Source organism: Vibrio sp. Y10_XG_PY6, from assembly GCF_024181795.1.
Classification (GTDB): domain Bacteria; phylum Pseudomonadota; class Gammaproteobacteria; order Enterobacterales; family Vibrionaceae; genus Vibrio; species Vibrio diabolicus.
Genome location: NZ_JAMZAQ010000002.1, coordinates 700,696 through 718,887, shown reverse-complemented (window position 1 = coordinate 718,887; position 18,192 = coordinate 700,696). Strand labels below are relative to the sequence as shown.

15 protein-coding genes are annotated in these 18,192 nt (G+C 43.9%); 10 read left to right on the top strand and 5 right to left on the bottom strand.

All coding sequences use genetic code 11. From position 1 onward, the window contains the following. Positions 1 to 190 precede the first annotated feature (190 nt). The gene (locus NL644_RS11590) at positions 191 to 886 is read left to right on the top strand and encodes a Crp/Fnr family transcriptional regulator (RefSeq protein ID WP_006743300.1); all 696 of its coding nucleotides are present in this window, start codon (positions 191 to 193) and stop codon (positions 884 to 886) included. A 125-nt stretch (positions 887 to 1,011) separates the two neighbouring features. On the opposite strand, the gene NL644_RS11585 is transcribed toward NL644_RS11590, so the two are convergent. Next, positions 1,012 to 2,553: a long-chain fatty acid--CoA ligase gene (locus NL644_RS11585; RefSeq protein WP_114323241.1), complete on the bottom strand. Its 1,542-nt coding sequence runs from the start codon at positions 2,551 to 2,553 to the stop codon at positions 1,012 to 1,014. A 545-nt stretch (positions 2,554 to 3,098) separates the two neighbouring features. On the opposite strand from NL644_RS11585, the gene NL644_RS11580 reads away from it, so the two are divergent. The 8 genes from NL644_RS11580 to gspS2 all read left to right on the top strand — a co-directional run bounded on the left by NL644_RS11580 (position 3,099) and on the right by gspS2 (position 10,782). Further along, positions 3,099 to 4,358, top strand: a complete 1,260-nt coding sequence (locus tag NL644_RS11580; RefSeq protein WP_012841620.1) for a dicarboxylate/amino acid:cation symporter — start codon at positions 3,099 to 3,101, stop codon at positions 4,356 to 4,358. Between the two features lie 155 nt (positions 4,359 to 4,513). After that, positions 4,514 to 5,698: an acyl-homoserine-lactone synthase gene (locus tag NL644_RS11575; protein ID WP_114323242.1), complete on the top strand. Its 1,185-nt coding sequence runs from the start codon at positions 4,514 to 4,516 to the stop codon at positions 5,696 to 5,698. Then, the gene (locus tag NL644_RS11570) at positions 5,691 to 8,231 is read left to right on the top strand and encodes a hybrid sensor histidine kinase/response regulator (RefSeq protein ID WP_114323243.1); all 2,541 of its coding nucleotides are present in this window, start codon (positions 5,691 to 5,693) and stop codon (positions 8,229 to 8,231) included. Before NL644_RS11575 ends, NL644_RS11570 begins: the two co-directional genes overlap by 8 nt. 111 nt (positions 8,232 to 8,342) lie before the next feature. Next, on the top strand, positions 8,343 to 8,585 hold the full coding sequence (locus NL644_RS11565) for a hypothetical protein (protein WP_253658415.1): 243 nt from the start codon (positions 8,343 to 8,345) through the stop codon (positions 8,583 to 8,585). A 203-nt stretch (positions 8,586 to 8,788) separates the two neighbouring features. Beyond that, positions 8,789 to 9,352: a septation protein A gene (locus tag NL644_RS11560; protein ID WP_005392849.1), complete on the top strand. Its 564-nt coding sequence runs from the start codon at positions 8,789 to 8,791 to the stop codon at positions 9,350 to 9,352. Between the two features lie 226 nt (positions 9,353 to 9,578). After that, entirely contained in the window at positions 9,579 to 9,974 is a 396-nt protein-coding gene (yciA, locus tag NL644_RS11555) for an acyl-CoA thioester hydrolase YciA (RefSeq protein WP_005392848.1), read from the top strand. Positions 9,975 to 10,089: 115 nt separating this feature from the next. Then, positions 10,090 to 10,386 carry a YciI family protein gene (locus tag NL644_RS11550; RefSeq protein ID WP_005392847.1) on the top strand — a complete coding sequence of 99 codons (297 nt, stop codon included), beginning with the start codon at positions 10,090 to 10,092 and terminating at the stop codon, positions 10,384 to 10,386. A 3-nt stretch (positions 10,387 to 10,389) separates the two neighbouring features. Then, positions 10,390 to 10,782 (top strand): GspS/AspS pilotin family protein, encoded by a 393-nt coding sequence (gene gspS2 / locus NL644_RS11545; protein WP_048625727.1) that lies wholly within the window; start codon positions 10,390 to 10,392, stop codon positions 10,780 to 10,782. Positions 10,783 to 10,914: 132 nt separating this feature from the next. On the opposite strand, the gene metE is transcribed toward gspS2, so the two are convergent. Next, positions 10,915 to 13,197 (bottom strand): 5-methyltetrahydropteroyltriglutamate--homocysteine S-methyltransferase, encoded by a 2,283-nt coding sequence (gene metE, locus NL644_RS11540; protein ID WP_253658414.1) that lies wholly within the window; start codon positions 13,195 to 13,197, stop codon positions 10,915 to 10,917. Positions 13,198 to 13,475: 278 nt separating this feature from the next. Between metE and metR the strand changes: the two genes are divergently transcribed. After that, entirely contained in the window at positions 13,476 to 14,387 is a 912-nt protein-coding gene (metR, locus tag NL644_RS11535; protein ID WP_005392844.1) for an HTH-type transcriptional regulator MetR, read from the top strand. Positions 14,388 to 14,407: 20 nt separating this feature from the next. Here the strand turns inward: metR and NL644_RS11530 are convergent, their stop codons facing one another. The 3 genes from NL644_RS11530 to NL644_RS11520 form a co-directional block, all read right to left on the bottom strand. Then, on the bottom strand, positions 14,408 to 14,608 hold the full coding sequence (locus NL644_RS11530) for a DUF4250 domain-containing protein (RefSeq protein ID WP_005392843.1): 201 nt from the start codon (positions 14,606 to 14,608) through the stop codon (positions 14,408 to 14,410). Between the two features lie 153 nt (positions 14,609 to 14,761). Beyond that, a complete protein-coding gene (locus tag NL644_RS11525) occupies positions 14,762 to 15,472 on the bottom strand; it encodes a hypothetical protein (RefSeq protein WP_012841615.1) in 711 nt (236 codons plus the stop codon). An 86-nt stretch (positions 15,473 to 15,558) separates the two neighbouring features. After that, on the bottom strand, positions 15,559 to 18,015 hold the full coding sequence (locus NL644_RS11520; RefSeq protein WP_253658413.1) for an EAL domain-containing protein: 2,457 nt from the start codon (positions 18,013 to 18,015) through the stop codon (positions 15,559 to 15,561). Positions 18,016 to 18,192: the final 177 nt, after the last annotated feature.

Genomic DNA, 18,192 nt, shown 5'->3' with positions numbered 1-18,192 from the left:
ATGTAACGCTATAGCGCCCGCTTAACATTCTGTTTAGCGGGCGTTTTCTTGTATGGCGTTTATACCATATCATTTTTTATTCAACGCCCGCACTTTCCAAACCAATCTAAAGCAGAGCAATCAAAGAGTGATAAACTTTGCCACTTAACCAGCACAAATAATAACTAGAGCAGGATGCAGTAAGGTGCACATGGAAGAAGTCAAAGCATTATTAGCCAAATGTCCTGTATTATCAGGGCTGCCCGAGAAAGGACTTAGTGAAGCAGCACAAATAGCTAAAGTTCGCTGTTTCGACGAAAAAGCACTGATTTGCAATAAAGGGGAACCTCAATCTTCTCTTATGGTCATTGCACAGGGTGCCGTACGAATTAATTCGATGAGTTCAAAAGGCAAAGAAGTCACATTAATGATTTTCGAGGCAGGAGGCTGGTTTGGAGACAATGTTTTTTCTCCCGGCATGCCCCGTATTTTTGGCGCAACCGCGCATTCGGGCGTGACCTTACTGGAACTACCTGGTGATAAATTTCGCCAATTACTCGCCAAATATCCTCAAAGTTACCCTACGATTCTCGACTTACTTAGCCGCCGCTTATGGTCTGCCATTTCTGTTATCGAAGATGATGCGATTAGAGGAATCGAAGAGCGGATTGCAAGAAGATTGCTGTTGCTTGCTGAATACCAACACAACCAAGCTATCAATACTCAGCCGTGTGTCGTGAGAGTGACTAGAGAGCATATCGCCAACATGATGGGGCTAACTCGTCAAAGTGTTCATAAAGTACTAAAAAATTTGGAGAGTATTGGGATGCTAGAACTGAAATATGGTTCAGTGACCATTACCAATCCAAAACGCTTAGAAGCGCACATAAAACAACTCGAACAATAGAGTAAACAGATAGTTCATATGTACACGCTAGCGAGAGATTGCCATCTTCTGTTCCTTAGTAACCAGGCGCACAACACCACTCGCTCCAGACAAGTGGCGCTGTGACCCGAAGTTCATTGAATTGACTAAGCCACATTCAATTCAGATTTCAATTCACGCTTTAAGATCTTTCCTGTTGCACTCATCGGGAGATGCTCACGAATTTCAACATAACGAGGATATTTAAAAGAGGCTAACTGCTCTTTGCCCCACTTTTGTAATGTTTCCGCGTCAATGTACTCTCCCGGTTTAAGCACAACGTAAGCCTTTATCTCTTCGCCATACTCTTCATTTGGAATCCCTATCACCGCTACCATTGAGATTGCAGGATGAGTCATAAACACTTCTTCAATTTCTCTAGGGTAAACGTTAAATCCACCTCGAATGATCAGATCTTTCATTCTATCGACGATAAATAGATTACCTGAACTGTCAAAACGGCCAACATCACCAGTATGGAACCAGCCATTTTGTAGCGCGGATTCAGTGACTTCCGGGCGGTCAAGGTATCCCTTCATAACATTATGCCCACGCACAACAATCTCACCTTCTTCACCGATCGGTAGCGCATTGCCTTCAATGTCGACAACTTTTACTTCAACGCCTTGAATCGGTTGACCTACCGATCCTGGTATACGTTCCTGATCTAAATGATTAAAACATGCAATAGGACTTGTTTCTGATAACCCGTATCCTTCAAGAATTGGGACATTAAATTGTTCCTCAAAGGATCTAAAGATTTCGGTTGGCAACGGGGCTCCACCGCTGATAGCAACACGTAGTGAGGATGTATCAAATTGGTGCTGGACATGAAGCAAGCCGATATACATCGTTGGCACTCCAGCAAACAACGTCACTTTGTGTTTTTCCATCAGCTCAAGAACATGTTTAGGCTCAAACCTAGGCACTAACACCAAGGTTGCCCCGCCCAAAACACTAGCATTTAAGTGGACGGTTTGACCAAAGGTATGAAATAAAGGCAAAGTTACTAAGTGAATATCGTCGGCCTGGCTACCCATAATGTTTTGTGCCACCAGAGCATTCATTATGATGTTCTGCTGCGTCAGTTCAGCTCCTTTTGGTAAGCCTGTCGTCCCTGATGTATACAAAATAACACAAGTATCATCCGCATTACGCGGTACATAATCTGACAATGGTTCTGCATCCGCTATAAACGCATTGAGAGTTGGCACACCATTCCATTCGTTTTCAACTTGAGATTGAGTCATCACGACCATACTTTCACATATATCAGCCTGCTCAAACGCTTTAACCCCCTCTTTTGCCATTGGCAGTTCTGCTGTCCCTTCAAAACAGAAGTAAAACTTCGCTTTTGAATCTTCTAAGTGATACTTAATTTCTCGCGCTTTCAAAAGCACATTTAATGGGACAGCAACCGCGCCAGCTTTTTGTATCGCATAATAAACAAACGCGAAAAAAGGAATGTTTGGGCATGAGAGCGCAATACGATCGCCCGGAACGACCCCTTTGTTGATTAAAGATGCCGCGATCTTTCCGGTAATCGCATCAAACTGCGCATAAGTTATCTCGACATCACCACATATCAACGCCGTCTTATCTGGTTTACTCGCAGCATTTCTTTGTAATGCAGCAGCAAGATTCATCATAATCGCTTCACCTCTTACTTGTTGATTTTCGTTTTATCGGCTCGGGAGCATTAACAGAGAGAGCACTCCCCTACACTAAAATGTTGGTACTTAATATTTGTCTCGCCCATTTCTGATTAACATTATGTTTACAATGCAATCAAAACTAAGAATGTAAAACAATTAACATTTCACAAAGCTAATTGGTAAAAGTGTGAGCTTGAAAGAAATTAATTGTTATAAATATCAATCCAAGTCACGCAAGACGCAGACTACGCTCGCAAACACAAAACTCATCTCAGTTAACAAAAAACAAACAAGAAAAAGAAATAAACAAAAACAATTACACAGCTAATAGGCATAACAAAAATCAATAGCAAACGTTTGCTATTGAACAAAACTTTATCGTTCGTCAATAAAATATCGATTAATCCATCAATAATACCTTGCTGCATATTGCCAATTGTAAACGATAAGTGTAAAAAGCAAGGCGAGATAATTATCCATAAAACCATTTATGGTTAGTGGGTAATTTTAGGATTTTACATTTTATTAGCACAGAGGTTATGGAAGTGTTAAAAGAAAAGAGTTTGCTAAACAACATTGGCGTACAAGTCGTAATCGCCATGATCGTGGGCACAGCCGTTGGTGCCATGATGGGTCATGATGCGACGGTGTTCGCTCCTTTAGGTGCTATCTTTATCAACTTAATCAAAATGTTGGTTATTCCTTTGGTCGCTGTAGCCTTGATTTCTGGCGCAGCTGGTCTTGGGAACAGCCAGTCAGCAGGCAAAGTTGGCATCGTCACTCTAGGTTATTTCGGTTTAACATCCGCCCTAGCCGTTGCGCTTGCACTATTTATGGGTGAAGTATTCCAACCAGGCATGGGGATCGACGTCTCTGGCGTTGAAGGCATGTTCTCAGCAGAATACGCTTCAAAAGGTGAGCTACCTACTTTCTGGGCAACCATCACTGGTATGATCCCAACCAACGTTTTCCAATCACTAAATGAAGCAAACATCCTACAGATCCTCGTTTTCTGTATGTTCTTTGGTATTGCAATTTCTAAGCAAGCAAAAGAGCGTCGTGAGCCAATCATTAATGGTGTTAACTGCATCGTTGACGCAATGGTTTGGATGATCAACAAAGTGATGATCATTGCCCCTATCGGTGTGTTCGGCCTGATGGCAGAAGCAGTCGGTACATTCGGTTTTGGCGCACTAATGGTGGTATTCAAACTGTTCGTTGTTTACGTTGCCGCAATCCTAATCTTCGGTTTCGTTGTTTACCCAGCAATGGTGCATATTTTCACCAAGACATCAGCGAAGAAGTTCCTGTCTTCAATGAAAAAACCACAAGCTGTTGCGCTTTCAACGGCCTCTTCTATGGCAACACTGCCTGTCACAATGGACACCTGTGAAAAAGAACTGGGCGTAAAAAATTCAACCGCGTCATTTGTTCTGCCTCTAGGCGCAACGATCAACATGTCAGGTAATGCGATTTACTATGGCTTGGTTGCTATCTTCTTTGCTCAACTGTTCAATATCGATTTAGGTATGGGCGCTTACATTGCAATTATCGTAACGTCTACATTGGGTGCGGTTGGTCAAGCGGGTGTTCCTGGTCCTTCTTTCCTAGTGGTTGCCGTGCTTCTTGCCGCTGGTATTCCAATCGAAGGTTTACCACTGCTATTCGCTCTTGACCGTATTTTCGATATGATTCGTACAGCACTAAACATCACTGGTGATGCAGCATGTGCAGTTATCGTTGATGCGCTAATTGAAGAGGAAGCGGCAGAAGCTGAGCTTAAAAAGCAAGAAGCTTAGTCCTTTCTCGAATGAACTAAAAACCGCTCACTATGAGCGGTTTTTTTGTCTTTTCTTGCATTACGTAACTATATAAATAGAAACCAATAGCATAAATTTATCAAAATGATATAAACCATTACAAAATATAAAAAACGTCAGAACTAGGTTATATCATGAGTCTTAAGCTGTCTTTGGAGCCCCTCGCCAGTACAGATTTCCCGATCGAGTCAAAACAACAGGCGCTGGTTGACACGGTTCTTCTTACTCTTACACCGCAAGAAAGGTCTTCTCTTTTTCAACAAGTTGCTTTGTATAGAATAAAGCTTCTCAAGTCCCTCTTTCCTAAATACGCATCTAAGAGTCTGTCCGTACTGTTTGAATTAATGGATTATCGAAATTTAGTACAGCAGTATCCAACGCCTTTCTCCGAAGAGGCGCTCTTACTTGAACAAGTTGCCGCAGATTGTTACCCGCATTGGATGGTTTTCTGGTGTGAATGTGAGATTGCTGCGATCAAGCAAAAGCACCCTTTAAATGAAGCGACAAGACCAACTCAGCTCTCGTTTGACGACCGCGACTATTCAAGCATATTGATCGAAGATATTGCCGAATGCGACCTAAAGGTAACACTGCCAAATCACGCTGCATTAATGCCGATTTCCGCAGCAATCACACTGAGCAATCTTGAGCTCTTCGTCCAAACTGAACAATGGTTTGAGATATTGCCTCTATTATCACTCTCGCAGAAAGGTCAACACTTTGTGCTATTGTTCAAGCAGTCATCTACACCAATCATGGTCTCCTCCGCTTTGGTGCAAAACTGGCACCAAAGAAATACCTGGCTCAGTTATTCATCACCATTTAGTAGTGAGCAATGGCAGTTTTGCCTTCCTGATTATGGCTACATGACTCTTAATCAATTAGGCCTTTTTGGAGGTAACGATCTAACTCGCCAACGGGCTCTTATTGAATTTGATACGCAGTTCCAATCTCACTTGGAAAACACTGAAGCGGTTTGCGAAGTGCTGCGTCTGACAGTGGGTGGCAACATCCAACAAAAACTGTACTTTTTGTATTTGGCACAAAAAGCATTGATGAGTGAGCTATATAAAGCAGGCTATAAGCTCAGCTTTACCATTATTGAACAAATATTTATGTTAAATTTCTATCAATCTATTGATTTAGAGGCCTACTTTCACTCAGGATACCGCGACATTAACAGTGACGGTACCAAGACATACCGCGGTTTCTGGAATTTAGGTATGATGGTTGAAGCATTTCAAGACATACAGTTTCGCGACTACAAACACCGCGTACGAACAAAAAGAATTGATGAAAAGGTGAATGTACATGCTTGATATTCATCTTCACGGCCTTTTTTATCCAAAAGCAATGACACTATACGCCACTGTACTGGTGGTGTTCGCTTGGTTGTTATATTACTGCTATCGCCTAAAACAGAAGAGTGAAACGATTTTAGGCTCGCATCATGCGCCGTACATTGCTTATTCTAGTTGCATCATCGTTTGGATCAGCAGCAACGCATACTTCCATACCGACTTATTGCCGGAGTTGGGCTCCGCTGGCGGTATTTTTATGGCTAAGTTGGCGAACTTGGCGTCATTCTTTGCCTTTGCATTCGCGTTCTATTTTTCTTGCCAGCTAGCGGCTGATATCAAAAAAACTGCGGTCAAAGCCTGGCAAAAAATCGTCTTTGTGGCACTAGCAACGTACTCGCTTTACATCAACTTAGTACCAAACCTTACTGTCGAAAATGTCACCATTAGCGGTCCAAGCCAGTTCGTGATCGAGTTTGGTCCCCATACCTCATATTTCTTTATTAGTTTGCTGACATTTGTTGTATTAACACTGCTGAACTTGATTACCATGCGAGCGAACAGCAGCAAACTCACGCTGGCAAAAAGTAACTATATGATCGCCGGCATTTTGGTCTTCATGTTATCAACTGCAGTGATACACCTTGGAATGACTTACTTCCTTGGTGACTTTTCCTTAACCTGGTTACCACCAGCACTTTCAATTAGTGAAATGTTGTTTGTAGGCTATGCCCTGCTTACCTCTCGCTTTTATAGCGCTAAATACCTCACATACTTAACCGTTAGCGCGCTGTTTGTCTGTGCCATTTTCGTCCTCCCGCTGGGCGCAATATTTATTCCTATCTCGGAAGATAACCAATGGCTTGTAGCGGTGCCTTTATGCGCACTCATCGGTATCACTTGGCACTTGCTTTACAAACGCGTCAGTCGTTTCGCGTCCTATTTTATTTATGGGAAACGACATACACCCGTTCAACAAATTCTTGGATTAGAAGAGGAATTTAAACGCTCAATAGATGATGCAATGCGCCAGTTAGCAGCGTTACTGAATATACCAAATAATAAATTGCAGCTCGTCACCAGCAGTTACACCGAAACGTTTTATGAAGATTATCTGCCGTCAAGCAAGTCTGTTCTGGTGCTTGATGAACTGTCTGAAGAAATTGATTATGCCTCCTCGTCTAAAGGCTCAATGCGCAAGCTCTACGAACGTATGCGATCCAGCAATACGGCGCTCGTAATGCCTCTTTTTGGTCGTGGAAAGTCCGTTACGCACTTACTGATTTCTTCACACAAAATGGATAATAAGCTGTTTTCTAATGAAGAAATTTCAGCATTGCAAACCTTATTAGTTCGCATCCAGAGCACCATAGAGGCCGATAGAAAAGTACGCCAAAGCCGTGCGCTCGCTAACTCTATTGCGCATGAAATGCGTAACCCTCTCGCTCAAGTGCAATTACGATTTGAAGCTTTAAAACAGCATATCGAATCAAACGCTTCACTTGAGACGTTAAAGAGTGAGATTGATAAAGGAGAAGCAGCGATTCAGCGTGGTCGCCAACTTATCGACATTATTTTGCGAGAAGTCAGCGACAGCTCACCTGAGCACGAACCCTTAACTATTACGTCTATACATAAAGCTGTCGATCAAGCGGTCAGCCGTTATGGCTTTGAAAACGATCAAATAATTGAAAGGATCAATCTGCCTCAAGAGCACGATTTTGTCGCGAAATTAAACGAAACTCTGTTTAACTTTGTCATTTTCAATTTGATTCGCAATGCTATCTACTATTTTGATTCTTATCCCGATAGTCAAATTGAGATTCGTAGCCAAACGGGGGCCTACGAAAACATTCTGGTCTTCCGAGATAGTGGCCCTGGCATAGATAGCAGTATCTTACACAAGATATTTGACGACTTCTTCTCGTATCAAAAAAGTGGCGGCAGCGGCCTTGGCTTGGGCTACTGTCAACGCGTTATGCGCTCTTTTGGCGGACGCATTGAGTGCCAGTCTGAATTAGGCGAATTTACTGAGTTCTACTTGTATTTCCCGGTCGTCCCAAACGCCCCCAAACCAGAGACGTTGAGAACACCGGACTTCAATGGCTGGAAAGTAAATGCACCACATTCTGAACCTCGCACAGACCAACACGTACAAGTAAGTAACGATGCACCAACAGTGCTCATTGTTGATGACAAAGAGGTGCAGCGTACTTTGGTTCAAATGTACTTAAAAAGGCTGGGAGTCAACAGCTTACAAGCAAATAATGGCGCTTCTGCGGTGGAGCTATTTCAGTCGCACAAGATTGATTTGGTGCTTATGGATGTACAGATGCCAGTGATGAATGGATTTGACGCAAGCCAACGAATTAAGCAAATTGCGCCTTCCGTTCCTATCATCGCACTATCTGGAGAGTCTGGAGCTAAAGAGCTGGAGCTCATTGCGAAACTCATGGATGACAGACTTGAAAAGCCAACCACGTTAAATGCGCTCCAAACCGTCATCAAGCGCTGGTTGCAACATGAGAGTTTTGCTACTTCCAACACTTTCTAATTTGCGAAGATAAAACTGGCACTAGATGTGCATTACTGAAGTAAATCGAATTATCCAGAGGGTCAAGCAAGCTGCAAATGGTTAGCGGATGAGCTTGATAAGGAGATCGCCATGTTACTTCATCGACACACATACTACGGCTTGATTCATCATGGAATCAAAGCACTACTACTCGATCGCTTAGGCCACTATACAGAAGAAGAATACCATCAGTATCTGAGCCTAATGACCGGCAAATCCACTTGCTTTACGACGTCTCTCGAAGAGCTTGAAGCAACCGTTGATAATCTGTTACGTGAAGGCTATTTAGAAGATGTCAAAACGCTTATTTCTCAATATCAACGTGTTGCTTAAATCTTAAATTCTATCAACTCAATTGCCGCTCTATCGCGGCAATTTTTATGCCTTCGATTTGCTACTTCATCTTTGCGAAATGTTGCTTGTTGTATCATTCAGTCAGGGGATTACTTCTCTTACCTCTAACCTTGACGGTATTCACATCTTGTCAGATTCCGTTAGACTGTCTTCAATTCACTAATTAGGTAGATTTTGCCACCATGAAGCAAATCCTAGATTTTATCCCACTCATCGTCTTCTTCGCTTTGTACAAGATGTACGACATCTACGCAGCAACAGGAGCGCTGATCGTTGCAACGGCAATTCAGCTTGTCGTCACCTATGCTCTGTATAAAAAAGTCGAGAAAATGCAGTTAATTACGTTCGTTATCGTGACGATATTTGGCAGCATGACCCTTTTCTTCCACGACGACAATTTCATAAAATGGAAAGTCACCATCATTTATGTGATTCTAGCTATCGGTTTAGCAGCGAGTCACGCAATGGGGAAATCGGCCATTAAAGGCATGTTGGGCAAAGAAATTTCACTACCTGATGCTATTTGGGCTAAGATCAACTGGGCTTGGGTCGGCTTCTTCTCATTCTTTGCTGGTCTGAACATTTATATCGCTTACGAGCTACCACTGGATGTTTGGGTCAACTTCAAAGTATTCGGAATGTTGATTGCGACATTTGCCTACATGATTGCGACTGGCTTCTACATTTACAAACACATGCCAAAAGAACAAAAAAATAACTCATCCGATGTGTCGACTGATGATTAAAAACTCAGTTTTGCTATAATCCGCGCACTTTGCAGCGACCTTCGGGTCGCTGTTTTGCTCCATGTATCACTAAACCGATCAAACGACATACCGGATTCAGACCATTCTTGCTGCTGTAAACCAACTTTCTCTGGTCCGGTGTCTGCGTTTTTTTAAGGACCTTTGGTTCTAGGTATTTACTATGTTGGCGCTTAGTTTGAGCGCCTTTAAGATTTAGGATGTCACAATGAGTCAAGAAATTAGCTCTCCGAGAGGTCAACTGCTGCTTCGTACCCTTGCAATGCCTGCCGATACTAATGCCAATGGCGATATTTTTGGTGGTTGGATTATGTCTCAGCTCGACCTAGCAGGTGCGATTCTGGCCAAAGAGATCTCTTCTGGTCGCGTTGTTACCGTTTCAGTGTCCAGCATTACCTTCAAGAAGCCTGTAGGTGTTGGCGATGTCGTTTGCTGCTATGGCGAATGCACTAAGATTGGTCGCACCTCAATGAGTGTCGATCTGGAAGTATGGGTCAAGCCGGTAAAAGCACACGGTGTCGGCGAGCGCTTCATGGTTTGTGATGCGACTTTCAACTACGTAGCCATTGACAGTGAAGGCAAACCACGCCCGGTTCAGAATTAGTCAACCTACAGCGCTAACTGTTAGAAAGGATCTCACATTTTCTGTTGTTCACTTGTGAGAGACACAAAAAAGGCGTTAAATTAACACTTTACCCTACCAATTAAGGAACTATGCTATGTGGTATGTCATCTTTTCTCAGGACGTCGAGAACTCGCTGGAAAAACGCATGAGCGTTCGCCCGCAACACTTGGAGCGCTTACAAAAGCTTCAAGACGAAGGTCGCCTTCTTACTGCTGGCCCTATGCCTGCGATAGACTCTGACAACCCAGGAGAAGCTGGATTTACGGGCTCGACTGTCATCGCTGAGTTCGCCTCTCTAGAAGACGCTAAAGCGTGGGCAGAAGCTGATCCTTACGTAGCGGCTGGTGTTTACGATAATGTAATCGTGAAACCGTTCAAAAAAGTGTTTTAATTTATGAAAAAATTACTGTGTCTTTTCTTGGCATTTGGTGCGTTAGCGGGCTGTTCATCTACCGATGATAATCAACGCCAGCTTGAGCTATTGGCATCAAACCGAGCGGGAGTCTTGTCCGCAGGTCTCCCTTTGGAATACGGCCCACTGCAGATAATGCGTGTCTCATCCAACAAAAATGTTGTTGAGATGATGATGATTTATAACGATGACGCACTCGGTGCAAAGCCGTTAAATCAAGTACTGAATACCAGTATCTACACCTATTGCAATAACCCGGAAGTTCGTAAGCAAATTGATATGGGCTTAATGTACCGTATTAAAGTGCGTAACTCTCGCGGTCAGTTGATGGCAGATGAGTTGGTTTCCGCGCAAACTTGTACTCAAATGAAATAGTCACAGTGAGTGCGTTGTTTTCGATACGAGCAATTCATCCGCTATTGCGGGATAGTATAACGACGAAAATGAACGGCTAAGAATAGAAAAACGGAGACAACGGTCTCCGTTTTTATTTGCTAAAAAGGTGCCTTACGCCAGCTCAGCACGAAGTTTCTTCGCCGCTGACACGAGGTTCGCCAATGCCGCTTCTGTCTCTGCCCAGTTACGTGTTTTCAGACCACAGTCTGGGTTCACCCACAAACGTTGTACCGGAATCTTTTCTGCCGCTTTCTTTATTAGGCCTTCAATCCACTCTTCCGTCGGAATGTTTGGTGAGTGAATGTCATAAACACCTGGACCGATTTCATTCGGGTAATTGAACTCTTCAAACGCTTTAAGCAGTTCCATATTTGAGCGTGACGTTTCAATGGTAATCACATCCGCATCGAGCGCCGCGACTGAATCGATGATTTCATTGAACTCGCTGTAACACATGTGAGTGTGAATCTGAGTCTCTGGTTTTGCACCCGCTGCCGAGATCTTAAATGCATCCACCGCCCATTCTAAATACGCTTTGTGATCGCGCTTTTTCAACGGCAGACCTTCACGAATCGCAGGCTCATCGATTTGAATGATATTGATGCCTGCATCTTGCAGATCAGAAACCTCATCACGCAGTGCCAGTGCCAGTTGCTGGGCGATTTCTTGACGAGTAATGTCTTCACGCGGGAATGTCCAACATAAAATCGTTACCGGGCCCGTCAGCATACCTTTCATCTGCTTGCTGGTTAGCGATTGTGCGTACGTCGACCATTCCACCGTAATCGGCTTTTCACGCTCAATGTCGGCAACCACAATGGCTGGTTTCACACAGCGAGAGCCATAACTCTGTACCCAACCAAATTTCGTCGTTTGGAAGCCCGCCAAGTTCTCCGCGAAGTATTCTACCATGTCGTTACGCTCAGCTTCACCGTGAACAAGCACATCTAGGTCAAGGGCTTCTTGGCGTTTTACGGCATCCTCAATATGTCCTTTTAGTGCTTGGATATAGTCGGACTCAGATAACTGGCCAGTGCGATAAGCGCTGCGCTGAACACGAATTTCACCCGTTTGAGGGAAAGAACCGATTGTCGTAGTTGGCAACAGAGGCAAGCCCAATACTTCAGCTTGATGCGCAGCACGCTCCGCGTAAGGTGCGCTGCGCTCGGCAAGTGACGCAGTAATACTGTTTAAACGAGCTTGAACTTGTGGCTTATTCACATGCGTTGCCGTTTTACGTGCTTTGATTGGCTGGCTGTAGGTATCACAAGCGAGAATCGCATCTTGATCACCATCGAGTGCGCGGCCAAGCAAGGCGACTTCTGTTACTTTTTGTTTTGCGAACGCAAACCAGCTTTTCACTTCCTCACTGAGTTCTGTTTCCAGTTCCAGATCAACCGGGCTATGTAGCAAAGAGCATGAGCTCGCAACCCAAAGGTTGTCGCCCAGTTTTTCTTTTACTGGCTGTAGGCGTTCAAGTTGCGCACTCAAATCCGAGCGCCACACGTTACGACCGTTGACCACGCCAGCAGACAGCACCCACCCCTCCGGTAGTTTGGCAACCACGTCGTCAAGCTGCTGGGGCGCGGCAGATAAATCGATATGTAAACCATCCACTGGTAGCTTTACAATTTTGTCTAGCGTATCGCTTATAGAGTCAAAGTACGTCGTTAGCAGCACTTTTACATCGCTTCGAATCACTTGGTACGCTAGCTTGAACGCATCAGCCCACTGGCTTTCAAGCTCTAGTGACAAAATTGGCTCATCAATCTGAACCCACTCAACACCTTGACTCGCGAGCTTTGCCAAAATAGCTTGGTAAGCCGTAAGCAATCGAGGAAGTAGCGTCAGGCGATCGACCCCTTCTTCTACCTCTTTACCTAAGTAAAGATAACTGACTGGGCCAAGCAAAACTGGCTTCACTTTATGCCCAGCTTGGGTTGCTTCGTTGACTTCTTCAAACAGTTGAGGCCAGCTCACTTCAAATGTATCGTCCTTGCTAAATTCAGGTACGATGTAGTGGTAGTTTGTGTTGAACCATTTAGTCATATCCGATGCTGCAGCGCCCGCACAGCCGCAACCCGCTTGAGATTGACCGCGACCCACTTTGAATAGCGTATCCAAATCAGGGAAACCGTCTGCGTGACGTTTTGGCACGTGACCCAGTAACAACGTGGTCGTCAGTACATGATCGTACCAAGCAAAATCGCCAGCGGTGGTAAAACTCAAGCCAGCATCTGTTTGCGTTTGCCAACTTTTAGCGCGCAGATCTTCCCCAACCTTTTTAAGCTCTGCTTGATCAATTTCTCCGCGCCAGTATTTTTCCTGAGCGAATTTTAATTCTCGTTTTTCACCGATGCGTGGATAACCTAGTACGTGCGTTGTTGTAGCCATGTCCCTATTCCTTTTTCAATCTTGTTCAATTTGTTTGGGCCAGAGTATCTTTCGTCATAAAAGATGTCTGGATGGCTAAACTATCGCTCTCATCTGCGGTTTGAACAACGTCCATTTATTCAACTTGTTTATTAAAAAAATTCATCATGAGGAGACATGATTCGCAAATAAACACAACAAATAGACGTCTAGACGTTTACATATCCATTTTTTGTCGTTAAGTTATTTATACGATTGCTATTCTGTTCATAGCGAGCAACAAAGGATGAAAGGAATTCATGATAGAGCTAAAACATTTGCGGACACTCACTTCGCTTCGAGACACCGGCTCTCTAACCGCGACCGCGACCGCGTTGCATCTCACTCAATCGGCCTTGTCTCACCAGATCAAAGATTTAGAGGCACGGATTGGGGGACAATTATTCCTTAGAAAAACTCGTCCGGTGAAGTTCACTTCAGAGGGAGAAATCCTATTGCGTCTTGCAGAAGATATTCTTCCCAAACTCGCAAGAGCAGAAAATGATTTGGCAAGCTTGAAAGAAGACGTCAATGGTCGGTTGCATATGGCGATTGAATGTCACTCATGTTTCCAATGGCTCATGCCTGCTCTTAGGGAATATCAATTAGCGTGGCCAAGCGTCACGTTGGATTTTTCGTCCGGCTTTGGGTTTGAGCCCCTACCCGCATTGTTGGCTGGCGAGTTAGATCTCGTTATCACGTCAGATATTCAACCTCGTTCTGAAGTACATTATGAACCTTTGTTCGACTTTGAAATGCGCTTAATTACCGCGACCAACCACCCACTGGCGGAAAAAGAAGTTATTGATCCGCAAGATCTCGCAGATCAAACCATGCTCTCTTATCCGGTTCAAAAACAAAGGCTAGACGTCGTAAAACACTTCTTGCAGCCAGCGGGGGTAGAACCCGCCAAATGGAAGCAAGCCGACAATACTCTGATGTTAGTGCAAATGGTTTCCGCAGGATTAGGGGTTGCAGCACTGCCAAATTGGGCGATTTCTGAATTTTCTCGCCAAGGCCTTATTACCAGTAAACCTTTTGGTCAAGGCTTATGGCGTCGCTTATTTGCTGCAACGCGTCACTCAGAGAAAGATAAACGTTACTTACAAGCCTTTTTTGCAACCGCAAGGCTACAATGTAAAAGCCACCTTGACGGAATCAAGATGGCTTAGGGATATGGATTAAGAAAGGTTTAGCGTTGATATGCTTTAAATTGGTTGGTCAATGGATCGTACTGATAACCAAGCATATCAAGCTTGCCTACAACGGACTCTACATCCATTTCATACACCGATACTAACTCGTCAAAACTGTCGCACTCTAAACGTAGCTTTTCATTGACGATACCTAGCAAAATAATACTGTCCAAATTACCTACATTGCTTAAATCCATCGCGACTCTCCTCTTCGACAAGGTATATAGACAAGCGTAGACGTAATCACGTGAATTTAAAGTGAGCGCGATCCAAAACGTGAGTGCCTTATACTCAAGCAACCTAGAAAGGACTTGAGTACAAGCAGTATTGCTCTGTTTCTCGACTCGCGATTAAGCCGCCAGAGAGAATAAACCTTGTAGGCTCGTCATTGACGCAAGCGCGAGCAACAGGGCGACGCTCAGTTGAACCTTTTCCGGTTTTTTATGTGTGAAGATATGCCAGCACCAAACAATGATTGAAGAAATGAGCATGGCTAAAGACAATAAAATTGGTTGTGTTGCGGCGCTCAATGTCGCTTCATTTAACTGGTAAGAAGCAAATAGCGTTGCGATTACCAGCAGCATTCCAGACACAATGCCCGTAACTGGCAAAATGCGGTGAAATGCCTGCAATCTGCTACGAGCGATAGTCAGAAGCAATTGAGAAAATGACGCCCCAAGGAAAAATATCATTATTGCCATCGCAATAGACGCAGGCCAGCTTGGCTGTTCAAATGCTTGAATACTTACATACGCAAAAGCCAAACCATTCGCTAAATGCATCGCCCAAAGAGGGCCTTTTTCACGCGTTTTCTTGGTTTGAACCTGAGAGTAGAAATAGAAAATAGCGAACACGATCATAAATGCTTCAATGCGAAGAGAAGCAACCGCAAGCCACAATAACGCCACTGCTGGCAACATTTTATGAAGACGGCCTCTCTGACCCGGACAAATATCGCCCTTGATGAGAAGTAAAGTCAGTAGCGCTTGCGCGCCAAATAGCATCGGAGGAAAAGTAACCAGCAATTGTTGAATCATGTTAAATGCACGCTCAAAAGTCATTTTGGGGTGGCGATAATAGCAAATCACCTATCGTCAAACCACCGAAAGTCTATCCCCAAATGTACTAGAACAGCGAGACTTTTTATTCAACAAGAAGCGAGATACTTCAACGCATCTTCTTGAGTTAACACGCCTCTGTATTCTTCTTTTTCATCACATAAAACCCACGGGAAGCGAATGCCTGTTTTGATTAGCTCTCGAATAGCAGCGACGGACAAATGCGCATTGACGAGCACAAACTCAGTGCTCATTATCTGGTTCACCGGGCGTTTCCAAATCCAATTTTCTCGCTCAGTCTCTAATTCTGTCCCCATGGAAGGCGTCAGGTGTAAGTTAACTTGCTCTTTGGTAACTAAGCCAACACAGCGCTTTTCGTTAATGACAACCAACGGCGAACTTGGACTTAAATTCATATATTCCACCGCCAACGATAATGGCTCCCCGGGATCAAGGTGTCTGACCTCTTCATGGCTCAGTGATTGCAATACATCATCTTGTTTTGGTTTGACAGCAACACCCGAAAACAAATGTTCGTAACTTTCCGCTTTCTCCATCAAATCGACAGGCCGAGCACGAGAGAACAAAAAGCCTTGCATGTAATCCACACCTATTTCAGCCAATGTTTGAAGCTCCTGTTCTGACTCCACGCCCTCGGCAACCACTTTTACATTCATTTGCTGAGCAAGATCAGTGACCATTTTGACAATATTATAACTGGTATTGCCATGCTGAATGTTCTTAACGAATTTTCGGTCGATTTTCAGTAAATCAAACTGCCCTTTCTCTAGGTAAGAAAAAGAAGAATACCCTGTACCGAAGTCATCAATCGCAATTTTAATGCCCTCTTTGCGCACTTGCTCTAGCACTTGCGTATGCTCTTCGTCTTGCTCAAAATACGCTGTTTCCGTCAGCTCAATCGTGACTCGTTTAGGATCGACACCACTGGCTTTAATTAGGTCATGCGAACGCTGAAGAACCTGGAGCGAATCCAATTTAGTATTCAGTGAGCGATTGATGGTTAACCCTATTTCCTCGCCATATATGTCTTGCAAGCGCGGAAAGTGTTTGAGCGCGGCTTGACAAACCTCATCATCCAGAGCCGCAATCAACTCTAAATCTTCAATAACAGTAATCATCTCTTGAGTGCTATAGGCATCACTTTCATGATAAAAGCGCGCTAAGGCCTCGAACTTAACGACTTTACCAGTTCGGCTGTCAATTATTGGTTGAAAATGAACATCCACCAGCCCACTGTCGATTTGCGCTTCCAAAAACGCCTCTAAATGCTGGCGTTTTACTAACTCAGAATGAAGCTCACTATTATAAAAATTAAAATAGCCACCTTCTCCAGAAAGTGAGGACAACATCGCCTGGGCTGCATGCGCTAACGCTTGCTTTGGCCTGTTAGTATCATAGCCGAGGATTGACACACCCATTTGTCCCTCGACGATAGTGGTATGCATTTTTGTTCCCATTTCATTCCTAAGCTCAGTGAAGAACCCTTTCATCGCAATTTGAATCAAACGTAAAGGACTTAGCCATTGACAGTGAGGAGTTTGTAAACAGACAACAAACACATCCCTAGAAAGTTGACCCGCTATACTGGTGTAGCGGCTTCGCATAATAAAATCGGCGAAGCCTAATTGCTGTTCAAGTAAGCATTTTTCAGAAAAATTTGGTCTGAGAGTCATGACGATATTGAGTTCTTTACTCCCACTTTCGTTCGCCAAATTAGCTAATTGCAGTTCGAACTCTTCTCTAGAAGGCAAAAACGCTGACCAATCATGTTGTTGTTCACAGCGATTTTTCATCCACAACAAGGAAGCCGAAATGTCAGTAGAGAAGCCGAGATAAAGAATCCGTCCAGAATGAAACGTTAGCCGATAGATACAAAGATGATGTGCCTGATTACTACCATTTGCAGTTCTACTCAATAAATTACCGCTCCAGTATCCTTCATCATCAATATGCTGCCAGAGTTGGTCGTAAAACGCCTGACTATGGTGAGATGTGCTAAAGATATAGGTTTTAAGTCCAACCAAATCACGGTTTTGATAACCCATTTGCAATTCAAAGGCACGGTTACAACCTAAGATTCGGGTGTCTTCGTCCGCGACTAAAACCCCTACATTCGGTAAATCAAAAATCGTTTCGAGAATTTTCGCTAACTCTTCGCAGCCAGTGATCGTCAATTGCGGGATGATAGAGCCTTGAACAATACGCTCATTGAGCTTTTCAAAGCTAATTGTGACATGTATTAGGCGAGCTTCATTAAGCATCATGCAACAAGAAAAACGACCTTGCCCACCTAGGAGCTCCACTTCTAAAATTCGTTGCCTTAGTGTTTCCTGTTGCCCCATCAGCATATGCTCAAACAAATCATCTAAACAGGTGACAGGCGTATTTAACCCAAAAGCATTTGCCATTCCTTGCTGGTCGCATTCGAACTCGCGAGTATCAATCTTGTAAGACCATTCAATCACTGGAGTCGGATTGGATGTCGGTTGCACTTTTTCATGTGCTATTGTTGTTGAGTCACTCATTCCCTAGCCCCCTTTTTAATTAGCCTCATGCTCAAGGTTCGTAGTCAACGTGCCTTATTCCATTTGGGACCTGCTGATCCTCTTGTAAAATAGATTCTGGCAACGTAAGCCAATCGACTTAGAACCTTTTCAGAGCTTGTTCGGCTTTTTGCATTTTCCTATGCATTAATTTGATTA